Annotated in this window: 4 protein-coding genes; 2 read left to right on the top strand and 2 right to left on the bottom strand. The window is 70.9% G+C overall.

The features are described 5' to 3' along the window. Positions 1-60: 60 nt before the first annotated feature. Entirely contained in the window at positions 61-510 is a 450-nt protein-coding gene (gene soxR / locus ACWF94_RS37180; protein WP_453499127.1) for a redox-sensitive transcriptional activator SoxR, read from the bottom strand. A 47-nt stretch (positions 511-557) separates the two neighbouring features. On the opposite strand from soxR, the gene ACWF94_RS37175 reads away from it, so the two are divergent. After that, positions 558-2015, top strand: coding sequence for an MFS transporter (locus tag ACWF94_RS37175; RefSeq protein ID WP_453499123.1), 1458 nt, complete (start codon positions 558-560; stop codon positions 2013-2015). A 156-nt stretch (positions 2016-2171) separates the two neighbouring features. Here ACWF94_RS37175 and ACWF94_RS37170 read toward each other — a convergent pair whose 3' ends face one another. Next, positions 2172-2570 (bottom strand): MarR family transcriptional regulator, encoded by a 399-nt coding sequence (locus ACWF94_RS37170; RefSeq protein WP_453499125.1) that lies wholly within the window; start codon positions 2568-2570, stop codon positions 2172-2174. A 214-nt stretch (positions 2571-2784) separates the two neighbouring features. On the opposite strand from ACWF94_RS37170, the gene ACWF94_RS37165 reads away from it, so the two are divergent. Continuing rightward, positions 2785-3168 carry a hypothetical protein gene (locus ACWF94_RS37165; RefSeq protein WP_453499121.1) on the top strand — a complete coding sequence of 128 codons (384 nt, stop codon included), beginning with the start codon at positions 2785-2787 and terminating at the stop codon, positions 3166-3168. Positions 3169-3246: the final 78 nt, after the last annotated feature.

The raw sequence follows: 3246 nt of genomic DNA, 5'->3' as shown, positions 1-3246 counted from the left end.
CCCCTGCCCCTGCCCCGGCTCGGCCTTCGGCGTGACCGGGCCCGCGCGGCCCGGCCCCGGTCACGCCGGGGGCAGCCGCCGGGGCCCCGACCCCTGCCGGCTCAGCTCGTCCTCAGGGTTCAGCACCCGGCACCGCTGAAGCGACAGACAGCCGCACCCGATACACCCGGTGATCTCCCGCTGTAGCTCCTCGATCGCCCGCTTACGGGCCTCCAGTTGATCGGCCCAGCGCTGTGAGATGCGCTGCCAGTCGCGCTTGGCGGGCATCCGGTCGTCGGGCAGCGACGCGAACAGCTCGACCAACTCGGCCAGCGGGACACCCATCCGCTTGGCCACCAGGATCAGGGAGATACGCCGGAGCACATGCCGCCGGTAGCGGCGCTGGTTGCCCTCCGTCCGCTCGGACGTGATCAGTCCCTGGTCCTCGTAGAAGCGCACCGCGGAAGTGGCGATCCCTGCCCGGCTCGCGACTTCGCCGACGGTCAGCAGGTCTCGCGGAGTCTTCACGATCAGCCACCTTGACTTCAAGTTCACTTGAAGTCATAGCGTACTTCGCCATGGCCGACTCACCGAATTCCGCCGTCTCCTCCTCACCGTCGGGAGCCGATCCAACTGAATCCGACCTGCAAGAACGACGGGGTGATGGCTGGGGAGACCTCTTCCGTCCGCCGTATCTGACCGCTGTTCTCATCCTGGCCGGCGGTGTCGCGCTCTACGCGATGAACCTCTACTTCACGGCCGCGCTGATGCCATCCATCGTCGAGGACATCGGCGGCGCCGACTACTACGCCTGGGTCGCGACCGGGTTCCTCATGGCCGCCGTCATCGCCTCGATGCTGGTGAGCAGATTCCTCGGCACGATGGGGGCCGCCCGCGCCTATGTGACGGGCTTCGCCGTCTTCGCCCTCGGCGCGGCGCTCAACGCGGTCAGCCCGACCATGGAGATGCTGATCGTCGGCCGGGTGGTGCAGGGCTTCGGCGGCGGACTGGTCGCCGGGCTCGGCTACGCGGTGATCCGCAGCGCTCTCCCCGACCGGCTGTGGACCCGTGCGGCGGGGCTGATCTCGGCGATGTGGGGTGCCGGCACGCTCGTCGGCCCCGCCCTGGGCGGACTCTTCGCCGAACTGGGCGCCTGGCGCTGGGCGTACGGTCTGCTGCTCGTCGCCGCCCTCGTGCTGGCCGCGCTGTCCCCCAAGGCCCTGCCCCGCGAGAAGCCGGCCGCCGGGCAGATCGCGCCGATCCCCTGGTCCTCGCTGGTCCTCCTCACGCTCGCGGCGACGTCCTTCAGTGTCAGTTCGACGCTGCCCCGTGGGTACGCGACCGTCGCGTCCCTCGTGGTCGGTGCGACGCTGATCGCGCTGTTCGTCGTGATGGAGAGGCGCGGGCGGACGGCGACCGTTCTCCCGAGGCTCACCTACCGCCGGGGGAACAATCTCAAGTGGGTGTATCTGACCGTCGCCGCGGTCTGCGCGGGTGTGATGACCGAGACGTTCATCCCGCTGTTCGGACAGGAACTCGGCGGCCTCGGCCCGCTGACCGCCGGGCTGTTCGGCGCCGCGCTCTCCGTCGGCTGGGTCGTCGCCCAGCTCTTCAGCGTCGGCCTGGCCACCGAGCGGGCGCGGAACCTGGCCATCCGGCTCGGTCCCGTCATCCTGACCGCCGGGCTGGTCGCCTACGGTGCGCTCCAGGTCGACAGCGCGTCCGTCGCGCTCGTCATCCTCTTCACCGTGCTCCTCTTCATCGCGGGCACCGGGATCGGCCTGGCGTTCCCCCACCTGAGCGTGGCGGCACTCCGCAGCACCCAGGACGAACAGGAGGGCAGCAAGGCCGCGGCGGCCCTGAACACCACCCAGCTCATCGCCAACTCCGTCGCCTCCGCGATCGCGGGCACCCTGGTCAGCCTGGGCGGCTCGTCCCTGCTCGACTCGGCCCGGTACATGGTGCTCGGAGTGGCGGTCATCACGGCGGTCGGCGTCGTCACCGCGGCCTTCACGACCCGCGGATCACGCGGCTAGGGCGGGTCGCGCAAGCAGCGCGGTCCGCCCGCAGGGCGGTGCGGGAGCCCGTCGGCCACCAGCGGTGCGTGTGGTCGGCGGTCCGGGCGAGCAGTCGGCTGGACACAGGCTCTTCCGGCCGGCGGGCCTCTCCCCGGCGCACCCCCGACCGCGGCCTCAAGGGTCCCCGACCGCGGCTTCGTACGCGAGCAGGGTGTCGATGAACAACTGCCGCTGATCCGGTGTCAGGGGTGCCAGTGCCTTGCGCCACGCTGCCGCGCCCGGGGCGAGCCAGGCGGTGATCGCGGGTTGCTGGTCGGCCGCGATGCGGATGATCCGGCGGCGCCGGTCCGCCTCGTCCTCGTGCCGTTCCAGGATCCCCTTCCGGCTCAGGTCGCCGACCAGCAGGCTCACCGTCGTCGGCGCGACCCGCAGTCGGTCCGCCAGCTCGTTCACGGTCATCGGCCCGTCGAAGAGCAGGTAGGAGAGCAGCGAGAGATGGCGCGGCGCCAGCGCGAAGGACTGGAGCGCATCGGGCACCGGGATCTTCTTCACCCGGCCCACCATCCGGGGCATGAGCAGCAGCAGGGCCCTGACGGCGTCATCGACCCCGTTCCCGCCGCCCTGGACCCTGTTCTCGCCGCCCTCAGCGGCATGAGCGGCACCGCTCGCCTCGGGCCTTGACATCGCACACCCCTTCGCAGTTACCTTTGCCCTCAAAGGTATTTTGCTTTGCTCACAAAGCAAGCTTGCCTCCATCGTACGTATCCGCGTGAACGGAGTCGCCACCATGCCCCACTTCAGCGTGCACATCCGCGAAGAGACCCTCGACGGAACGGTAGAGCCGAAGCTGATCAGCGCCCTGGCCGACGCGGTCGGTGCCGTCTACGGCGAGGAGTTCCGCCGCCTCGTCGGGGTGGACCTGATCGGCATCCCGCAGCACCGCCGGGGCGTCGGCGGCCACCCGACCGACAACGACACACCTCTCGTCACCCTCAGCATGCGCGAGGCCGCGTACCACCTACCCGAGGTCCCGGACGCGCCCGCCCGCCTGGTCGCCACCACCACCGACGCACTGGCCGGTGTGCTCGGCGAGGCCATCCGCAAGCAGGTCATCGTGACGATCGTCGGCGTCCCCGACGGCCGCACCGGGGTCGCGGGCGCGGTGGCCTGACATGCGGGCGGTCGCCTGACACGTGTGCGGTTGCCTGACGCGCGTGCGGTGGCCTGACGCGCGGGCGCGGGCCGGGGC

The organism is Streptomyces sp. NPDC055078, from assembly GCF_053607985.1.
This window is presented reverse-complemented; position numbering and strand designations above follow the sequence as displayed.

Excerpts from the sequence above, each read along its gene's own strand:
- ACWF94_RS37165 (WP_453499121.1), top strand. The coding sequence starts at position 2,785 with ATGCCCCACTTCAGCGTGCACATCCGCGAAGAGACCCTCGACGGAACG.
- ACWF94_RS37175 (WP_453499123.1), top strand. The coding sequence starts at position 558 with ATGGCCGACTCACCGAATTCCGCCGTCTCCTCCTCACCGTCGGGAGCC.
- ACWF94_RS37170 (WP_453499125.1), bottom strand. The coding sequence starts at position 2,570 with ATGCCCCGGATGGTGGGCCGGGTGAAGAAGATCCCGGTGCCCGATGCG.